Origin of the sequence: Bacillus horti (assembly GCF_030813115.1) — a bacterium.
GTDB lineage: Bacteria > Bacillota > Bacilli > Caldalkalibacillales > JCM-10596 > Bacillus_CH > Bacillus_CH horti.
Window position 1 is genome coordinate 17,170 of sequence record NZ_JAUSTY010000030.1, and the last position, 17,515, is coordinate 34,684.

The 17,515-nt window shown below is 43.8% G+C and carries 13 protein-coding genes and 1 pseudogene; 1 reads left to right on the forward strand and 13 read right to left on the reverse strand.

All coding sequences use genetic code 11. The features are described from left to right. Positions 1 to 119 precede the first annotated feature (119 nt). The 7 genes from J2S11_RS21300 to J2S11_RS21330 all read right to left on the reverse strand — a co-directional run bounded on the left by J2S11_RS21300 (position 120) and on the right by J2S11_RS21330 (position 12,677). A complete protein-coding gene (locus J2S11_RS21300; RefSeq protein WP_307398073.1) occupies positions 120 to 1,295 on the reverse strand; it encodes a response regulator in 1,176 nt (391 codons plus the stop codon). Further along, the gene (locus J2S11_RS21305) at positions 1,288 to 3,075 is read right to left on the reverse strand and encodes a cache domain-containing sensor histidine kinase (RefSeq protein ID WP_307398075.1); all 1,788 of its coding nucleotides are present in this window, start codon (positions 3,073 to 3,075) and stop codon (positions 1,288 to 1,290) included. The genes J2S11_RS21300 and J2S11_RS21305 overlap by 8 nt, the downstream gene beginning before the upstream one ends. A gap of 822 nt (positions 3,076 to 3,897) precedes the next feature. After that, positions 3,898 to 4,314: a cytochrome-c oxidase gene (locus J2S11_RS21310; RefSeq protein ID WP_307398078.1), complete on the reverse strand. Its 417-nt coding sequence runs from the start codon at positions 4,312 to 4,314 to the stop codon at positions 3,898 to 3,900. Between the two features lie 148 nt (positions 4,315 to 4,462). Continuing rightward, positions 4,463 to 7,795, reverse strand: a complete 3,333-nt coding sequence (locus J2S11_RS21315; protein ID WP_307398079.1) for a chitobiase/beta-hexosaminidase C-terminal domain-containing protein — start codon at positions 7,793 to 7,795, stop codon at positions 4,463 to 4,465. Between the two features lie 112 nt (positions 7,796 to 7,907). After that, positions 7,908 to 9,842 (reverse strand): chitobiase/beta-hexosaminidase C-terminal domain-containing protein, encoded by a 1,935-nt coding sequence (locus J2S11_RS21320; protein WP_307398080.1) that lies wholly within the window; start codon positions 9,840 to 9,842, stop codon positions 7,908 to 7,910. Further along, complete coding sequence (locus J2S11_RS21325; protein WP_307398082.1) at positions 9,784 to 11,799, reverse strand: chitobiase/beta-hexosaminidase C-terminal domain-containing protein; 2,016 nt, start codon at positions 11,797 to 11,799, stop codon at positions 9,784 to 9,786. Before J2S11_RS21325 ends, J2S11_RS21320 begins: the two co-directional genes overlap by 59 nt. 269 nt (positions 11,800 to 12,068) lie before the next feature. Further along, positions 12,069 to 12,677 carry a TetR/AcrR family transcriptional regulator gene (locus J2S11_RS21330; protein ID WP_307398084.1) on the reverse strand — a complete coding sequence of 203 codons (609 nt, stop codon included), beginning with the start codon at positions 12,675 to 12,677 and terminating at the stop codon, positions 12,069 to 12,071. Positions 12,678 to 13,215: 538 nt separating this feature from the next. Between J2S11_RS21330 and J2S11_RS21335 the strand changes: the two are divergent. Further along, positions 13,216 to 13,367: pseudogene (locus tag J2S11_RS21335) on the forward strand (MocR-like pyridoxine biosynthesis transcription factor PdxR); the annotation flags it as partial. A 425-nt stretch (positions 13,368 to 13,792) separates the two neighbouring features. Here J2S11_RS21335 and J2S11_RS21340 read toward each other — a convergent pair. From J2S11_RS21340 to J2S11_RS21365, 6 genes are all read right to left on the reverse strand, one after another. Continuing rightward, positions 13,793 to 14,374: a beta-class carbonic anhydrase gene (locus J2S11_RS21340; RefSeq protein WP_307398085.1), complete on the reverse strand. Its 582-nt coding sequence runs from the start codon at positions 14,372 to 14,374 to the stop codon at positions 13,793 to 13,795. Positions 14,375 to 14,484: 110 nt separating this feature from the next. Further along, complete coding sequence (locus J2S11_RS21345) at positions 14,485 to 14,973, reverse strand: DinB family protein (protein ID WP_307398086.1); 489 nt, start codon at positions 14,971 to 14,973, stop codon at positions 14,485 to 14,487. A 90-nt stretch (positions 14,974 to 15,063) separates the two neighbouring features. Next, positions 15,064 to 15,837 (reverse strand): DUF899 domain-containing protein, encoded by a 774-nt coding sequence (locus tag J2S11_RS21350; protein ID WP_307398088.1) that lies wholly within the window; start codon positions 15,835 to 15,837, stop codon positions 15,064 to 15,066. Between the two features lie 156 nt (positions 15,838 to 15,993). Next, positions 15,994 to 16,344, reverse strand: a complete 351-nt coding sequence (locus tag J2S11_RS21355; RefSeq protein WP_307398091.1) for a DMT family transporter — start codon at positions 16,342 to 16,344, stop codon at positions 15,994 to 15,996. 12 nt (positions 16,345 to 16,356) lie between these two features. Next, positions 16,357 to 16,677, reverse strand: a complete 321-nt coding sequence (locus J2S11_RS21360) for a DMT family transporter (RefSeq protein WP_307398092.1) — start codon at positions 16,675 to 16,677, stop codon at positions 16,357 to 16,359. Next, on the reverse strand, positions 16,674 to 17,201 hold the full coding sequence (locus J2S11_RS21365; protein ID WP_307398094.1) for a TetR/AcrR family transcriptional regulator: 528 nt from the start codon (positions 17,199 to 17,201) through the stop codon (positions 16,674 to 16,676). Before J2S11_RS21365 ends, J2S11_RS21360 begins: the two co-directional genes overlap by 4 nt. Between the last annotated feature and the right edge of the window lie 314 nt (positions 17,202 to 17,515).

Genomic DNA, 17,515 nt, shown 5'->3' on the forward strand with positions numbered 1-17,515 from the left:
ATGTACGCATTGGTGAAAACGATTACAATGAGGGGATTTTGCTATAATGTTTAATATTTTTCCTAGCCTTTCTGTACCTTACAATCACGTCGTTTCTATTTTCTTTCTATTCATATCTATTAATCATTCCCTTTATCCGAGAATTCTTGACGATAATCACTTGGGGTAAAGCCTGTTGCTTTTTTGAAAATCTGGCTAAAATAGCGCTGATCTGGATAGCCCACTCCTTGAGCAATTTCATAGGTTTTCAAGCTTGTCCCTTGCAGTAGCTCTTTTGCTTTCCGTACTCTTTTTTCAGTCAGATAATCAACAAAGTTTTTCCCCGTATGCTGTTTAAATAATCGACTAAAATAGCTGTCACTCATATAGAATCTAGCAGATAGCTCACTTAACGTTAAATGGGACGTATAGTGCTGGTCTACAAACTGGATGGCTTCAATTATTTCAGCCTGATGCCCCAGTCCTGAGTAAAACAAAGTCCCCCCTTGATGGGATAAAAGCTGTTGCTCTAAGGCTATTTTCGCCTGAGTATAGACGATTGGAAGCTGGCTTAATTCCTCTACGATGGTGCTTACTCCTATGGCAAAGCTAACATCGTTTTGATTACTACCCTCATGATTAAAGAGCTCTTTATTAATTATCCTTTCAAAAGCCTCTACACTACCTATTTCCTGAAAAGAATGTAGAATAAAATACTTCCTATTCTCTATCTCACCAATATAAAACAGCTGCTTAGAACAAGTAGAGAAAAAGTTATCCATCAACTCTTGATCAGCAGACTGAAGCAGGCCAACTGAAAATACAAGTAGCTTTCCCTTTCCTGTGAAATATTCCTTAATAGGTTCAGGTAAGTCCATACCATTTTGTGTCATGTACTGATAGCAATGCAGACGAACAAGGCTAAGGTCCTTCTGTTTTTCATTTTCAATTTGAGCTTTCGCTTTTTGAAGAATCGAAATAAGCTCCGCTTCATCTGTTGGCTTTAAAATGAAATCTAAAGCCCCGATTTTCAAAGCTTCCTGTGCATAATTAAACTCACCATACCCTGTTAAAATAATGCTCTTTAAATCAGGAAGCAGCTTAAGAGCCTTAGTCATGAGCTCTAGTCCAGTAAATCCAGGCATACGAATATCTGTAAGTAGGATATCAGGCATTTCCTGCTTGATGAGCTCTAGCCCTGCTATGCCATTTGCTGCCGCACCACGTACCTCCATCCCTAGCTCCTCCCATGGAACCATCGTCCGAAGCCCTTCCCGAATCATATATTCATCATCTACAATAACGACCTTAAGCATGAATATCTCCCCCTTCAAGCAAAAATGGCAAGCGAAGTGTTACCTTTGTTCCTTTGCCTTCTGCACTTCGAACATCTATATCATATTGATCACCGTAATGGATTTGGATGCGACGCTGAACATTTTGCAAGCCAATACCTGTATTATGATAGTCCATCGTATTAAAATCCTTTTGCTGTATCTTGGCTAACGTATCTGAATCAATTCCTACACCATCATCTTCTACACATAAGTAGAGAAGCTCCCCTTCTCGTTTTCCCGTGACCCACAGATTTCCTCTATCAATCTTCATTTCAAGCCCATGTGTAATGGCATTCTCTACCAAAGGCTGGAGGAGCAAGGAAGGAATATAGCTTCGAAGAGCTTCCTCATCTAGCTCCATTCTGACGGTAAACTTATCTTGATAGCGAATTTGTTGAATATTTAAGTAGTGCTCCAAATGCCTAACATCCTCTGAAAGCAGAACAAGATCCTCTCCCTTTCTAACTGAAAATCTCATCATTTCTCCCAAAGAAACAACCATTTTACTAATGTTACTTAAGCCCTTCATTTTAGCCATCCAGTTGACCGTTTCCAATGTGTTATATAGAAAATGTGGATTAATCTGTGCTTTCAGCGCTTTAATCTCTGACTCCTTCAAACGAACCTGTTTTTCATATCCATCCTGAATTAATCTTCTTAATTGCAGCACCATTCGGTTAAAGCTATTCCCTAGTATCCCAATATCATCCTTGTAATGACGATTAAAGCTCACAGCTAGATTCCCCTGCTCTACCTTCTTCATTAAAGACATAATTTGATAGAGTGGAGAAGTGACCGTTTTGGATAAAAAGTAAGCTAGCCACACCGCACACAATAAACCAATGCCAGCTAAGGCTAATGTTAATTGACCAATTGATCTATTTCTTTCTGATATATGAGTAAGCGGGACAAAGCTTGCTATTTTAAAATGGGTTTCCTCAGCCGTATCATAGACAATAACATGCCTTTCATCCTCCCAATTCGTCTCAAAAAAACCACCATCACCTATTAACAGCTGATCTAAAAAAGGATATTCTAGCCTTGTGCCAATTCTTGCTTTATTAGGCGAGCTAGAAATAACATAGCCCTGTTGATCCAATAAAAAAAGCTGCTGATCCGTTTGATTTCGGTCTGTCCTGTAGATGTCCGCCACAGCAGGCTCTAAAATATCTATAATAAGGTAACCCATAGCCTCATTTGTCTCTATATGCTTTAACAATCTGCCAGCACTGAGTACAACCTCCTGATGGTCCACCTTTCTCATGCTGTAGTGTGTATCCCAGACTAAATTACCGTTTGCTTCATTAGCCTTGCGGAATATTCCCCAGTTTTCCATATATTGATCATAAGCAGTAGGTAGATAGTCTCCAGTAAAAAACCGATCACCATTTAATCCAATCATATAGATACGAACATCCCACTTTTTTGAGCCTAGAACCGTCTCAAACAAATGATCCATTCGCTTGTAGTCCTCGTATTTTTCAACATGATTTCGTTCACCAGACTTTGCTAATACTTCTTGAACCATCTCATGGCGGTAAATATACATAGAAAGCTGTTCAACATCTCTAGTAAAAAAAGATAAGTTCTTATTGATCTGCACAATCTTCTCTAGTACACCCTCACTGACCTGCTCCTGCATCATGTTTGATGATTTTTGATACGTAAATAGTCCAAGCATAGATAAGGGGATAACAGCCGTTAAAACAAATAGAATAATGAGCTTTGTCCTTAAATTCATATTCAAAAAAAATCTCATATTTAATCATTTCCTATTCCTAAAAGATATCGTATGAACATTGTAGCAGATAAAAACAAAATTCGAGCAAAAAAACAGAATAGAAGATCAAGGAAACTAGTATCTTCTATTCTATCGACTCATGTGGTCTATTCGTTTAATCTGGCCAAAAGAAAATCAGCATCATTTTTTTCGGATTTTATCCAAAGAAAAAAAGACATGTGGCCCGAACATACCGCCGCCATATCCATCCGCCGATTTTTCACTGATCGTCACATTCGTAGCGTCGGATTGCTGTTATTATCGTTCAATTGATTCCCTTTCGGATCGTACGTTCCTGCAGCAATCCAAATCGATTAAGATACAAAAAAAAGGAACGGATCAGAACCGATGGAGTGTTCTGGCACGTTCCAATGCTTACAAGCGGCCTTTGTCCCACAGTTAAAAATGCGTCTTGACCGGTAACAACGAATGCAATTGTCCCTCTTCGTCAGCCCCATTTCCATAAGCCGGAGCACCTTCATGAAAGTCGCGGTTCATGCTCACGCGAATGTAATGAAAAGTTATATCGAGTTGCACTACCAAGACGAGAGCAACTTTGAGCATCTTGGATCTATGTGTCAGGATCGCGCCCGACTACCTCATCAAAGTCAATTATCAGCTAACACATCAATTCACTCACGAGAAGCTTTCGCCAAATAGTCCGGCTTGTTCCCAAAGCTGACACTGTTATCATGCTTGCTGCCTTTTCAGACAACTGTACCTCTCTTTTCTCAAATGTTCACAGCCCTATAATAACATTTTTTTGCAATACTCCCACAATTGACATTGGCTGAGTGTACTCTATTTTTTCAATTCCGTTTGGTTAAGGTTATGATGAATAATTGATCGTTCAGAAAGACGAATATTCTTCAACACATTAAAGGCAAAGACAAACACAGCAAGAACGACTGTAATCCCACCTATCGGAATCAGGACAAGAAACTGCGTATAACCGCTGATCGCCATGAATAAGCCGACCATCATCAAGGGCAGACCGATATTGTGTAGCCAAAAGTGGATTTTCCCGGATAAGCTTTGCCCGGCCCGCGGAAACATTAAGTATAAAATGCCAGCCAGCGTCAAGGATGTCCACCCTAGCAAATTCATGTGGGCGTGTACTCCTGTGTAGCTATAATCGGAAGCCATTGACATGTAAAATCCGAGTAGCACTCCCAGTACGAAATAAACAACCGATATTTTGATTAATTTTACTCCCATATTGAATATTCCCCTTTTATAAATTTTTTATTTTCCTTCAACTATGTGCGACGGTTTAAAGCAATTTCTCTGCCATAGCATTCAACTTCACGGATTCTGGTTCTATTTCCAATGGTAATATAGGAATCTTAATCGGCGCCCTTCCCTCTTATTCCTCTTCCTGTTGTCCGAGCATTCGTAGCAACATGACTGTCGCTTCCGCACGGGTTGCCGTTTCATTCGGTACAAACCGATCCCAACTGCGGCCATCCACAATCCCAAGTGTGTGGATCGCGTCTATTGCCCCTTTTGCCCATTGTGGAATCGTTGCGTCGTCGGCAAAGCCGGTCGACGCATAAGTGTTAAGGTGCAGCTTGAGCGCCCGCGCGATCATGGTCGCCATCTCAGCACGGGTAATTTGTCCATTTGGACGAAAACTACCGTCTTCGTAACCGTTAACAATCCCAGCGTTCACTACCTGAGCAATCGTTGGCTTCGCCCATCCCCCGATCTGCTCATGATCAGCAAACGTCAGCGAGGACCCTTCTCCATCCATTTTCAAAGCTCCTGCCAGCATAACTGTAAACTCGGTGCGGGTGACAGGATTGTTCGGTTTGAATGAACCGTCCGGATAGCCGCTGACAATACCTTTCGCTGTAGCACGCTTGATTTCACTTTCCGCCCAGTGTCCCGTGATATCCATAAAATGGATTTCGGATTCAGATAGCTTTGGTGTATCGCGGTGTATAGTCAGCGTATACTCCTTCTTGCTTCCGTTCTCCGCCTGTACCGTCAAAATCAATATATTGGCGCCATCCTCCAGTTGTACCTTGGTTCTGTCCGTGATCACTTCATCCTGCAACATTACCCTCGCCGCAAAGTACGCCGGTTTTGCTGTAATTTCTATCTGTTCGGCTTCCGTTTGTCCTGTATATTCCGTTGTGTTGGGAGCAAATGCTGGGCTGAGCGTCAGCTTCTTATCATTGCCCCATATTTGAAGGTCCGCCAAATGAGTGTTGTCGGATAAAACAAGCCCCCCTCTAACGCCACCCGAACCGCCATTTCCTTCTGCTGCTCTTGGGGTCGCTGTCGTTACATTAGAGAAGTCGCTGGCACCATCTGCATAGTTCGCCTTTACTGCGAACGCATAGGTCTTCCCGTTCGTCAGTTCTGTGACGGTGTAGCTGTTCCCTGTAATATTAGACTGGACGAGTGTCCAGTTTGCCGGATCAGCAGGAGCGGACGGGCCTTCCACTTGGTAAACTGCGTAAGTCACAGTACCAGTTTCCGTTGCGTCGCTCCACTTTAACGTAACAGAACGATCACCTGCCGAAGCAGTCAGGTTTGCTGGGCCTAGTCTCGTTGCGATTGTATAATGTTCCTCCAGCACTTCGCTGTCTCTCATGCCATCCTTCACCGCAATCGCCTTGATCGTCATCGCCTCTGTGATTTCAATAGGCGCGGTATATTCCGCACTGCTTCGAGTCGGATCGCTGCCATCTGTCGAGTAGTAGATCGTGGCTCCTGACGTCTCTGTTGTTAACTCAACTGAAGTGCCAGCCGCATACTCCCCTCCCGCTGGATCGGCAACCGGCGCGACTACTTGCTCTGGCGGCAGGACCGTGTAGTGTTCCTCCAACATTTCGCTGTCGGTCATACCATCCTTCACCGCAATCGCCTTGATCGTCACCGCCTCTGTAATCTCAATCGGGGCGGTATATTCCGTACTGCTGCGTGTCGGCTCTCTGCCGTCGGTCGTGTAGTAGATCGCTGCTCCTGACGTTGCTGTTGCTAACTCAACCGAAGTGCCAGCCGCATACTCCCCTCCCGCTGGATCGGCAACCGGTGCGACCACTTGCTCAGGCGGTAAGACCGTGTAATGTTCCTCCAGCACTTCGCTGTCGCTCATGCCTTCCTTCACAGCTATCGCCTTGATCGTCACCGCCGCGGTAATCTCAATCGGGGCGCTATATTGCGTACTACTACGGGTCGGCTGATTGCCATCCGTCGTGTAGTGGATCGTGGCTCCTGACGTCTCTGTTATTAATTCTACAGACGTCCCCGATACAACTGCTTCTCCCGATGGACTGGCGACCGGTTTGTCTACTTGTAGAAGAATCGTATAATCTTCCTCCAGCACTTCACTATCGCTCATGCCATCCTTCACCGCAATCGCCTTAATCGTCATCGCCTCTGTGATTTCGATCGGGTCGGTGTATTCCGCACTGCTTCGAGTCGGCTCGCTGCCATCCGTCGTGTAGTAGATCGTGGCTCCTGACGTCTCTGTTGTTAATTCAACCGTTGTTCCAGGCGCAACTGCTCCTCCCGATGGACTTGCAACCAGTGTGGAGACTTGTGGGGGAATCGTGATGTCGTGTTTCATAACCGTGACTTTATTTCCATTCTCCTTATCGAGATAGGCCAAATAGGCGCTTTCGCCGTCTACTGCGAGTGAAAGATTGTTAGCCTCGCCTTCAGAAAAACCAGCCATTCCCACCGTCTTCCACTCACTTCCATCAAACGTCATGACCGTGGCCCTGCGTGAGGATCTATCCATGAAACCGAGATAAGGAATACCTTCGTTCAAATCAAAGGCAGTGTACGATCCGTTTGGTGAAAACTCGGCTGCTCCCACAGGTTCCCAATCGACTCCGCTCCCGCTATATTTCATCACCGTCGCCTTTTGTTGATTAAAAAACGCTACATAGGGGGTTCCGTTATCGAGTTTCATGATCATTTTTTCCCCTCCTACCACAGGCGGGCTTGCCTGCCCCAACGATTCCCACATACTCCCGTCTAACTTTGCAACCATCGCCCGAAAGATCAGAGGGGGCGAGCTCATGTAAGCGATGTAGGGAATTCCCCCATTTACATCAATCGATACACTACTTCCTTTAGATAAATCAGATATCGGCAGAGTCATCCATTCATTTCCATTTAACTTAAATGCTCTGACAGATCCAGCAATATTAGCAAAGGCTACATAAGGGATTCCTTCATATACGCTCAAAGAGGTTGTGGTCGTATTTGTAGTACCTACTAAGCCAGCCGAGCTCCCCATCGGCACCCAAACCGCTCCGTTATATTTTTTTACAAATACTTTGTCCGCTCCCAGTTCTTCTTTCCCAGTATATGCTACATAGGGAGAGCCGTCGTAAAGAACGAGTGAAATACCCCGCGCTGCTGTATTTGATATGCCGTCTTTGTTACCCACATATTCCCATGCCGACCCATTATATTTCTGGACGACCAATTTTCCATCCTTCGACTCGTCTGCATACGCGACATAGGGTACACCCGCATGCACATCAATGGATACGGTTGTGATCAAGGAGCCTTCAGCAACGACAGCCCCTTCCGAAAACCCGGCGGTCCCTACTGTTTCCCAATGCACGTCCCTTGCATAAACCACATTCTGATCGGTGAGCAGTATGTTCAGCCATCCTGAGCAAAGAAGTGTTGCGATAAGTATTACTGCGATTTTCGTATACCAATTCTTCATTTCTGTTCCTCCCTCACCCATAAGTCCCATTGTAAAGGCTTTAATTTTAACGCAACTCCTTGCAAGCTAGCTCGCATAAATATCCTCGTAAAGAGCACCTGATTCTATTTTTTTAATCTCCCTTTTTTTCGAGCATTCGTAGCAACATGACTGTCGCTTCTGCACGGGTTGCCGTTTCATTCGGTACAAAACGATCCCAACTGCGGCCATCCACAATCCCAAGTGTGTGGATCGCGTCTATTGCCCCTTTTGCCCATTGTGGAATCGTTGCGTCGTCGGCAAAGCCGGTCGACGCATAAGTGTTAAGGTGCAGCTTGAGCGCCCGCGCGATCATGGTCGCCATCTCAGCACGGGTAATTTGTCCATTTGGACGAAAACTACCGTCTTCGTAACCGTTAACAATCCCAGCGTTCACTACCTGAGCAATCGTTGGCTTCGCCCATCCCCCGATCTGCTCATGATCAGCGAACGTCAGCGAGGACCCTTCTCCATCCATTTTCAAAGCTCCTGCCAGCATAACTGTAAACTCGGTGCGGGTGACAGGATTGTTCGGTTTGAATGAACCGTCCGGATAGCCGCTGACAATACCTTTCGCTGCAGCACGCTTGATTTCACTTTCCGCCCAGTGTCCCGCGATATCCATAAAATGGATTTCAGATTCAGATAGCTTTGGTGTATCGCGGTGTATAGTCAGCGTATACTCCTTCTTGCTTCCGTTCTCCGCCTGTACCGTCAAAATCAATATATTGGCGCCATCCTCCAGTTGTACCTTGGTTCTGTCCGTGATCACTTCATCCTGCAACATTACCTTCGCCGCAAAGTACGCCGGTTTTGCTGTAATTTCTATCTGTTCGGCTTCCGTTTGTCCTGTATATTCCGTTGTGTTGGGAGCAAATGCTGGGCTGAGCGTCAGCTTCTTATCATTGCCCCATATTTGAAGGTTCGCCAAATGAGTGTTGTCGGATAAAACAAGCCCCCCTCTAACGCCACCCGAACCGCCATTTCCTTCTGCTGCTCTTGGGGTCGCTGTCGTTACATTAGAGAAGTCGCTGGCACCATCTGCATAGTTCGCCTTTACTGCGAACGCATAGGTCTTCCCGTTCGTCAGTTCTGTGACGGTGTAGCTGTTCCCTGGAATATTAGACTGGACGAGTGTCCAGTTCACCGGATCAGCAGGAGCGGACGGGCCTTCCACTTGGTAAACTGCGTAAGTCACAGTACCAGTTTCCGTTGCGTCGCTCCACTTTAACGTAACAGAACGATCACCTGCCGAAGCAGTCAGGTTCGCTGGGCCCGGTCTCGTTGTGATTGTATAATGTTCTTCCATCACTTCGCTGTCGCTCATGCCATCCTTCACCGCAATCGCCTTGATCGTCATCGCCTCTGTGATTTCAATAGGCGCGGTATATTCCGCACTAGCGCGGGTCGGCTTGCTGCCATCCGTCGTGTAGTAGATCGTGGCTCCTGACGTTGCTGTTGTTAACTCAACCGTTGTTCCCGACGTTACTGCTCCTCCCTCTGGATCGGCAACTGGCGCGACCACTTGCTCTGGAGGCAGAACCGTATAATGTTCTTCCAACATTTCGCTGTCGCTCATGCCATCCTTCACCGCAATCGCCTTAATCGTCATCGCCTCTGTGATTTCAATCGGCTCGGTATACTCCGAACTACTACGAGTCGCCTCGCTGCCATCTGTCGAGTAGTAGATCGTTGCTCCTGACGTCTCTGTTGTTAACTCAACCGTTGTTCCCGACGCAACTGCTCCTCCCGCTGGGCTGGCAACCGGTGCGACCACTTGCTCTGGAAGCAAGATCGTATAGTGTTCTTCCATCACTTCACTGTCAGTCATACCATCCTTCACCGCAATCGCCTTAATCGTCATCGCCTCTGTGATTTCAATCGGCGCGGTATATTCCGCACTGCTTCGAGTCGCCTCGCTGCCATCTGTCGAGTAGTAGATCGTGGCTCCTTCCGTTGCTGTTGTTAACTCAACCGAAGTGCCAGCCGCATACTCCCCTCCCGCTGGACTGGCAACTGGCGCGACCACTTGCTCTGGAGGCAGAACCGTATACCGTATAATGTTCTTCCAACATTTCGCTGTCGGTCATACCATCCTTCACCGCAATCGCCTTGATCGTCACCGCCGCGGTAATCTCAATCCGGGCGGTATATTCCGTACTGCTGCGGGTTGGCTCACTGTCATCCGTCGTGTAGAGGATTGTTGCATCTGGCGTCTCTGTTGTTAACTCAATAGAAGTGCCAGCCGCATACTCTCCTCCCGATGGATTGGCAACCGGCGCGACTACTTGCTCTGGCGGCAGGACCGTGTAGTGTTCCTCCAACACTTCACTGTCAGTCATACCATCCTTCACCGCAATTGCCTTAATCGTCATCGCCTCTGTGATTTCAATCGGCTCGGTGTATTCCGCACTGCTTCGAGTCGGCTCGCTGTCATCTGTCGAGTAGTAGATCGTGGCTCCTGACGTCTCTGTTGTTAACTCAACCGAAGTTCCAGCCGCATACTCTCCTCCCGATGGATTGGCAACCGGTTGGGCGGTTTGAAGCAGCACCTCTTGCGTCACGTCAAAGGTCACCGCCTTCATATAGTCCGCTTCGACCTGTACAGTTTCGGTATACGTTCCAGCAGTCAGTCCATTTTTAGCCTTTATTGTAAACGTTGTCTCGGGTACTTCATCATTTATTGTTGTAACGGTTGGTTGCGCGATCATAAAATCGCTATTTTCTTCAAGTAATTTAACGCTAATATTTTTCAAGTCGCCCGTTCCCGTTCGCGCTATCGTGATGGTTCTGGTTTCCTGAGTTTCTGAATCATAGCCTTCCGTCAAGTCTGCCAGCTTTTGATCAGACAAGCTCGCAATCGTGTAGGTCGGTAATCGATATTTCATGACCGTTGCCTTATAGTCATTCCACATATCCCGATAAGCCACATAGAGATTGCCCTCGTCTATGGATAAAGAGTTATTGTGGGTCTGCCCTGCCGAAAATCCCGCTTGGCCCACGTCTTCCCATTCACTTCCATTAAATCGCTTTACTGTAGCTTTTCTAGATTGTGATCCATCTGTATAACCGACATAAAGAGTACCTTCGTAAACGTCCAGTGAGAGATTTTCTGCTGCTCCTTGTGAAAATCCGGTCTCTCCAACCTCCTCCCAATTTCCTCTGTCATACTTCATTACCGTTGCTTTCTCACCATTTGCATGATCACTATATAGTACATATGGAGTGTCATTATAAACGATCATTTGGGTTTCGTACGCTTCTCCTGCTGAAAAGCCTGCCTGCCCCACACCTTCCCATTCAGTTCCGTTATACTTCTTAACCGTAGCTTTACGAGCGTTTGCTTCATCCAAATACGCTACATACGGGGTTCCTTCATACACAAACAAAGACGTGTTATTCGCCCGGCCTGCTGAAAACCCCGCTGTCCCCACAATTTCCCAACTGCTCCCATTAAACATCATCACTGTGGCTCTCCAAGAATTTCCCACATCCCGGTAAGCCACATAAGGAGTGCCTTCGTACACAAATAGGGAAACAGCAGTTGCATTACCCGCCGAAAATCTGGGTTCCCCTACATCTTCCCATGCTACTCCATTGTACTTCTTTACAGTAGCTCTAGAATTTGCATCCTGGTAGGCAACATAGGGGATGTCATTATACACATGAATAGAAATGTGATTGGCCGACCCATCCGAAAAACCGGGGCTCCCTAAATCCTCCCATGAAGTTCCGTTATACTGCTTCACTACAAGTCTGTTACCATAAGTGCTATCCCGGTAAGCTACATAAGGAGTGCCATTGTGAACATCCAGGGAAATTTCTTGTGAAGGTCCCGAAGAAAAACCTTCGTCGCCGACACTTTCCCAATTGCTATAACCTGTTGCAAAAACTTTACTCTCCCCTACTATTAGACTACTGGGTAATACCCCTACAATAAGCATGATTAAAATAACTATCGCTAATTTCTTCCGAATGCTTTCCATTTTATTTCTCTCTCCCCTTAACAAAATACTAACCGGTATGCATTTAATTGTGAAGTCAGATTCCTATTTAATAAAATTTTATTGTTATGATGCCACGCAGAATACAACATCCCGTAAGCCTGGATATGACTTCACGGGATGTTTCGTGTTGAGCATGGGGGTCCAAGTTCATTTTTTCACAGCTTTCGACGACGATTTTCAAAATTCGAGTAACATCAAAGAGTTTTACCCTTATCGATTTCAACTAAAGATTGCCTAGAAGCTTTCTGCTACTTGCTGCTAAGAATAGCCAAGAGTCCTTTTGTCGCCATAGGTACGTTTAACATTTCTTTGTACAAATTGTAATGAAGCAGACAGCCATCCAAGTAAGCGTAGAACATCTTCGCTTTTTCTAAGGGGTTTATTTCTTGAGGCACAAACTTATGTACTCTCAACAGATCGATAAAATGTTGAATTTCACCGATCCACTCATCATAAAGAGTTTGGTATACAAGCATCGAATTTGAATTACGTTTAGCCTGCATATAGAAATCTACATATACAAGGATCCATTCCGGTGTCGTCTTTAGCTGTCCAACGATAATTTCCATCGACTTCTGAATAATCTTTTCCAAAGAAGTGCCAGTTTCAATTAAAGGAATAAAATGGGCGTGGAGGTTTGCCCGCTTTTCTTTTCGGTAAGAGAGTACATCGAGCATGAACTGTTCCTTGGTTTCAAAATGAACATAAAATGCTCCCTTTGTAAATCCCGCTTGCTTGACAATATCGTCAATAGAAGCGCCTGAATAACCTTTCTCACACAAAACCTCAAACCCTGCTTGTATCAACTTTGTGTAGGTAGCTTCTCTTTTAAGCTGAAATTTATTTTTCTCTGACATGTTCATCCCCTCGTTTAATCGTAATTGTAGGAGCTTTTTGTTCTTTTCCAACTGATCCGGACAATCAGAATAGGACGAAAATGAATCCAGTTTAGGGTCCCATCCGAAGGGCATAGCCGAACCGAACTACACCACGAAGATTCAATATAAATAAAAACTAACCGGTATGCATTTAATTTTATAACAAAAGCATCTCAAAAAGCAATTATAAACTTACGCATAGACTACAATGATTCAGGCTCACTATCATAAGAATCTTTATGAAGTATACATAGGCATAGCGATGAAAAAAAGCGAAGAACCCTTTAGGCCATCTTCGCGTCTCTTGTACTTATTGACTGGCTTCCAACGTTCTTAGCAGCTTTCAACTTTGACTCTGTCTGTCATGACTTTATCGTTTAGAACTATTTGGGTGCCGAACGGTGGAACACGTGTCAATAATTGGCTTTAGTTCACTAATAAACGTAAAGAGAATGCCTCCCTCTTGTTCCACCACAACTCCCTGAACTGCCTCAACTGGTCTATCAGTCCGAACAGTGATGAGTACGGCCTTGTCGTAGAGAAAGTACCGTCTGAAGCGAAACTTATTTTCGTTACCCCGCTCACCAATGCGCCGTAGGTGTAATGTTATCGGAACCACGAAAGCAACAGCTTTTACATAAAGCCGCGCAACAACGTGCGTGGATTATCTAAGATGATTACGACAGTGAATTTCGATACCGCGCAGTGAAAAATTCGTGTCCTTGCTCTATGGTGGTCAATAAAAAGAGCTGCCGTCTCTTCTAGGGTCTCGTGGCTCTTGGCTTTTGTTCGATTTGGTTTATCATAATATCCACTCTCCGAGCTTGAGTTTACCTACAGCAGTTGCCAAATCGAAGTCTTGCATCATGCCAACTCTCTAAGGCTCGATCAACTTTAATTAAACCAGCCTTTGATAAAACACTACTTTCAGTCTTTTTTATCAATGTGTAGTACCCTCCTTTTATTTACTGTGGTCAAACACAGTTCAAAATACCCTTCATTGATTTAAACCAAACAAAAAATCACCTGCACAAAAAAATGCAGATGATTTCCTGAAACATTTAATATTAATACAATCAAGAGTTATTCTATAGTTATTCTCTAGTCTGCTTCTCTTCTCTATAATCCTGAACGACAACATCAAGCTTCCCTGTTTCCGGATCTACAATAAGCCCATGAACCGGAATCTTGCTTGGGAAAAGAGGATGCTTTCTGATCATCTTAATACTATGCATCACTCCATCCTCAGGACTGTCAAAGCCACGCAGAAAGTTATCCATTCGTATTCCAACATTCTCAAGAGCCTCTATTGCGGCTGGATCAATCCCGAACTCAGGGAATTTATTCATAATTTTTTCTGCATTTAGACCAATCATTCCACAATTGTGATGTCCAATCACTAGAACCTCCTCGGCCCCAAGCTCATAGACAGCTACTAAAATACTTCTCATCGAGCTTCCAAAAGGCTGATTAAGTATAGCACCAGCATTTTTGATGATTTTTGCGTCCCCATTCTTAAATCCCAAGGACTTAAGTAACATTTCTGAAAGACGAGCATCCATACATGTAAGAATAACGACTTTCTTTTTAGGAAATTTACTTGTTAAATAGGGCTCATACTGCTTTTCTTCTACGAATTTTTTATTATGTTCTAGTATACTGTTTACGATTGACATAGCTCATCCTCCTAAGAACGCCTTACTACTATTATTCATAGGAACGCTATCAGAGTCAAATTCCTTGAATTATTGATTTCTTTATATCCTCTTTTAATGGCCTCAACAGATTATTGCTCATCAGCACTTGATCCATATACAGCAGGAACTGGAACATCTAATAACCTTAAATAAACAAGCAACTGACCACGATGATGATACCAATGGTTGAACAGTGTAGAACGTAGCATATCCCTTCTAGGTGTAGCCAAAACCGTCTGTTCGTCATGCACCATCCTCCATTCAGCATTTAAGTCCTCCTCACTCCATGAGGATAGGATTTTTTTGGCGGACTCAACACTTTTGTCAAGTTTCTCCTCTATTTCTACTAATGAGGTAGCTTCATTCAAAGGAACATCTGGAATCTCTCTAACTGAATCGCTTAATAATTCAGCAATGGCTCCTGGAATTACCGCAACATGTAAGGCAAGCTGCCCTAATGACATAGACTTTGAGTGAGGCGACCATGATAAATGTTGCTCTGGAATTCGTTGTAGAACCCTGCGAGTACTTTCTGTCTCATCTGCCAATTCCTTTAGAAAAAAATCGATGCTTTTCATTATTTTTATCTCCCTTCACACTCTGCTGCTTAAGCTTTCCTTATATTTTTACTTTGCATTGATCCAATAGAGTATGCTTATCAGCAGCACTTAATCCTTATACTGATCATGGAGTCTCCACCAGCTATATGGATGGGATTGCTCGCATTCAACTTGCGTATCCTCCCATGTTTCCTGTCTTCCTAATGGTGTGATGTCAAGATAGCTCCAGTTACTGCCTAGATACTCCACACCACGTCCTGACGTGAAATAGCTTTGGAATATGCGCTCCTTTTCACGTAAAAATACACTAATAGCAAACGACTCTCCTCCGTTTGACGTAACACCAAAATCATAATTAAAATCACTTTCAAACGAAGAGTACCAAGGGACACTCCACCCCATCCGTTTCTTAAAAGGTTCAAGCTTTGATAACGGCGCTCTCGAAACTAGCACAATTTGTGTGTCCCTAGCGTTTACATGCGCTTGGTGACCCATATTGTCTACTAGCATAGAACAGCCTGAACACCCCTTCTTATCTTCGGGACCAAACATGAAATGATACACAATAAGCTGACGATATCCGTTGAATAGATCGAGAAGGCTTACCTTACCATCCGTACCCTCAAACGTATACGCTTTTTCAATTTCTACTACTGGCATCTTTCTTCTTTCTGCATTTAAAGCGTCTCTAGCTCTAGTCAGCTCTTTTTCTTTAGTAAGCAGTTCTTTGCTAGCCTTTAGCCACTCTTCACGGGACACGATCTTAGGGTAACCTATTGAGCTATCTAGGTTTATCCTCTCAGTTTCAGTTTTATCCTCATGCTTCAAACCATTGTTTAATTTATCATTAGCTTCTTTAGAGCAACACATATCTTTCTCCATCCGTAACCTTCTCCCTTCTCTTCACCACTTTGCTAAAAGCTCAAATCACTCAACTTGAGTCTGTGAAAGCTTACCTCAAATACCTTATTTCTAAATGAAATTTTAGCATAGTCATGGGGTGACCATTTCTTTAGAATTGCGGTTTTCTACCAACATTTATTCCTGTACCATGGCCACGTTTGGTTTAACTCTTCTTGACTTATTTAGAATAACAATTCCGGTGATCACTAGGATTAGAGCAAACGCTTTAAACATGCTTAAGCTCTCATTAAAAATAATAACTCCGATCATTGCACTCAAGGCTGTCCCCACTCCTGACCAGGTAGCGTAAGCGGTAGATAGTGGGACAGTTTTTAAAGAAAAACTTAGAAAAGTAAAAGAGATCAAAAATCCTGCACCTACACCTAAGGTTGGCAAAAGCACGCTAAATCCATTTGATAACTTAAGCATTGTTGTTCCGAAAGCTTCGAAGATAATAGCAATACCAAGATAAATAACACCTGCCATACATACACCACCTTATTTCTCTAAATTCAATAAAATAATCCCTAGTATGAGCACCATCAAACCAAATACTCCTTGTTTGTTTATCTTTTCTCTGAAGAAGTAAAGGCCAACAAGAACGGTTAAGATCGTTCCTACACCACTCCACGTAGCATAGGTAAATCCCAATGGAAGCTCTAATAAAGCTAAGGACAAGAGATAGAAGGCTGCACCGAAGCCAATGATTACACCTAGACTTGGCCATAGCCGAGTAAAACCATTTGAAACCTTCAGCATTGTTGAACCAAAAACCTCAATTATAATTGCAGCACCTAAAAATAAATAAGCCATGATCATTTCTTTTCCTCCACGAGATCTGCTAGATAGCTAAGCATTTGCTTTTGTTCTTCTAGCTTAATTGGATCAAGCTTAAACATATTGGAAAATATAAAACCATCACATACCAAACGAATAATTAAGCTCAGCTCAGGCGAAGTGTCTTCCTTCAGCGCTTCCTGTTTAAATCGCTGATATTCTGTATCCCACATTTTTTGCAGATCGTGATTGCTGACCAAAGCTCCAAGGATACTCGCATCTGAACTTAACGCTCCATGGGCATTTAATTGTTTAAAGGTTGCGTGTAGATACGCTAATGTGTAGCTCTTACCTTCCTCCAATTCATCCTGAACCAATCTTCTAAATTCTAGTATAGTTTGTTCATTTAAAGCCTTTAATAATTCATCCTTTGTATGAAAATGATAAAGCAAACCACCCTTACTCACTCCAGCTTCAGCAGCCACAGCTTCTAATGTGAGCTGGGTAATCCCTTTTTCTTCAATAATGTTGGCAGCAGCTTCTAATAGTTTTTCCTTCTTGGACATTCGCATCACTCATTTCTACAATTCTTCAATACAAATGTTACTATACCGTCCAGACGGTTTTTAAATAATATCATGCAGCCAATTATTCTGTCAATTATGTAAAGCTTCTAACGAAGCCCTCTCGAAGAGGTTGCCTAGTCCATCATTAGAGGAAGCTTTTAAATTATCCTTTAGGAAAAAGCTTTCTACACATATAAAAAAGTTGCCCTGAGCCTAGTGTGATATGCTCCCCTTGTGGTAGACAGTTTAAATAATAAAAACTGTTTACGACTAGGAGGAGCATTTTTTATGTCCCACAAATCAAAAATATCAAG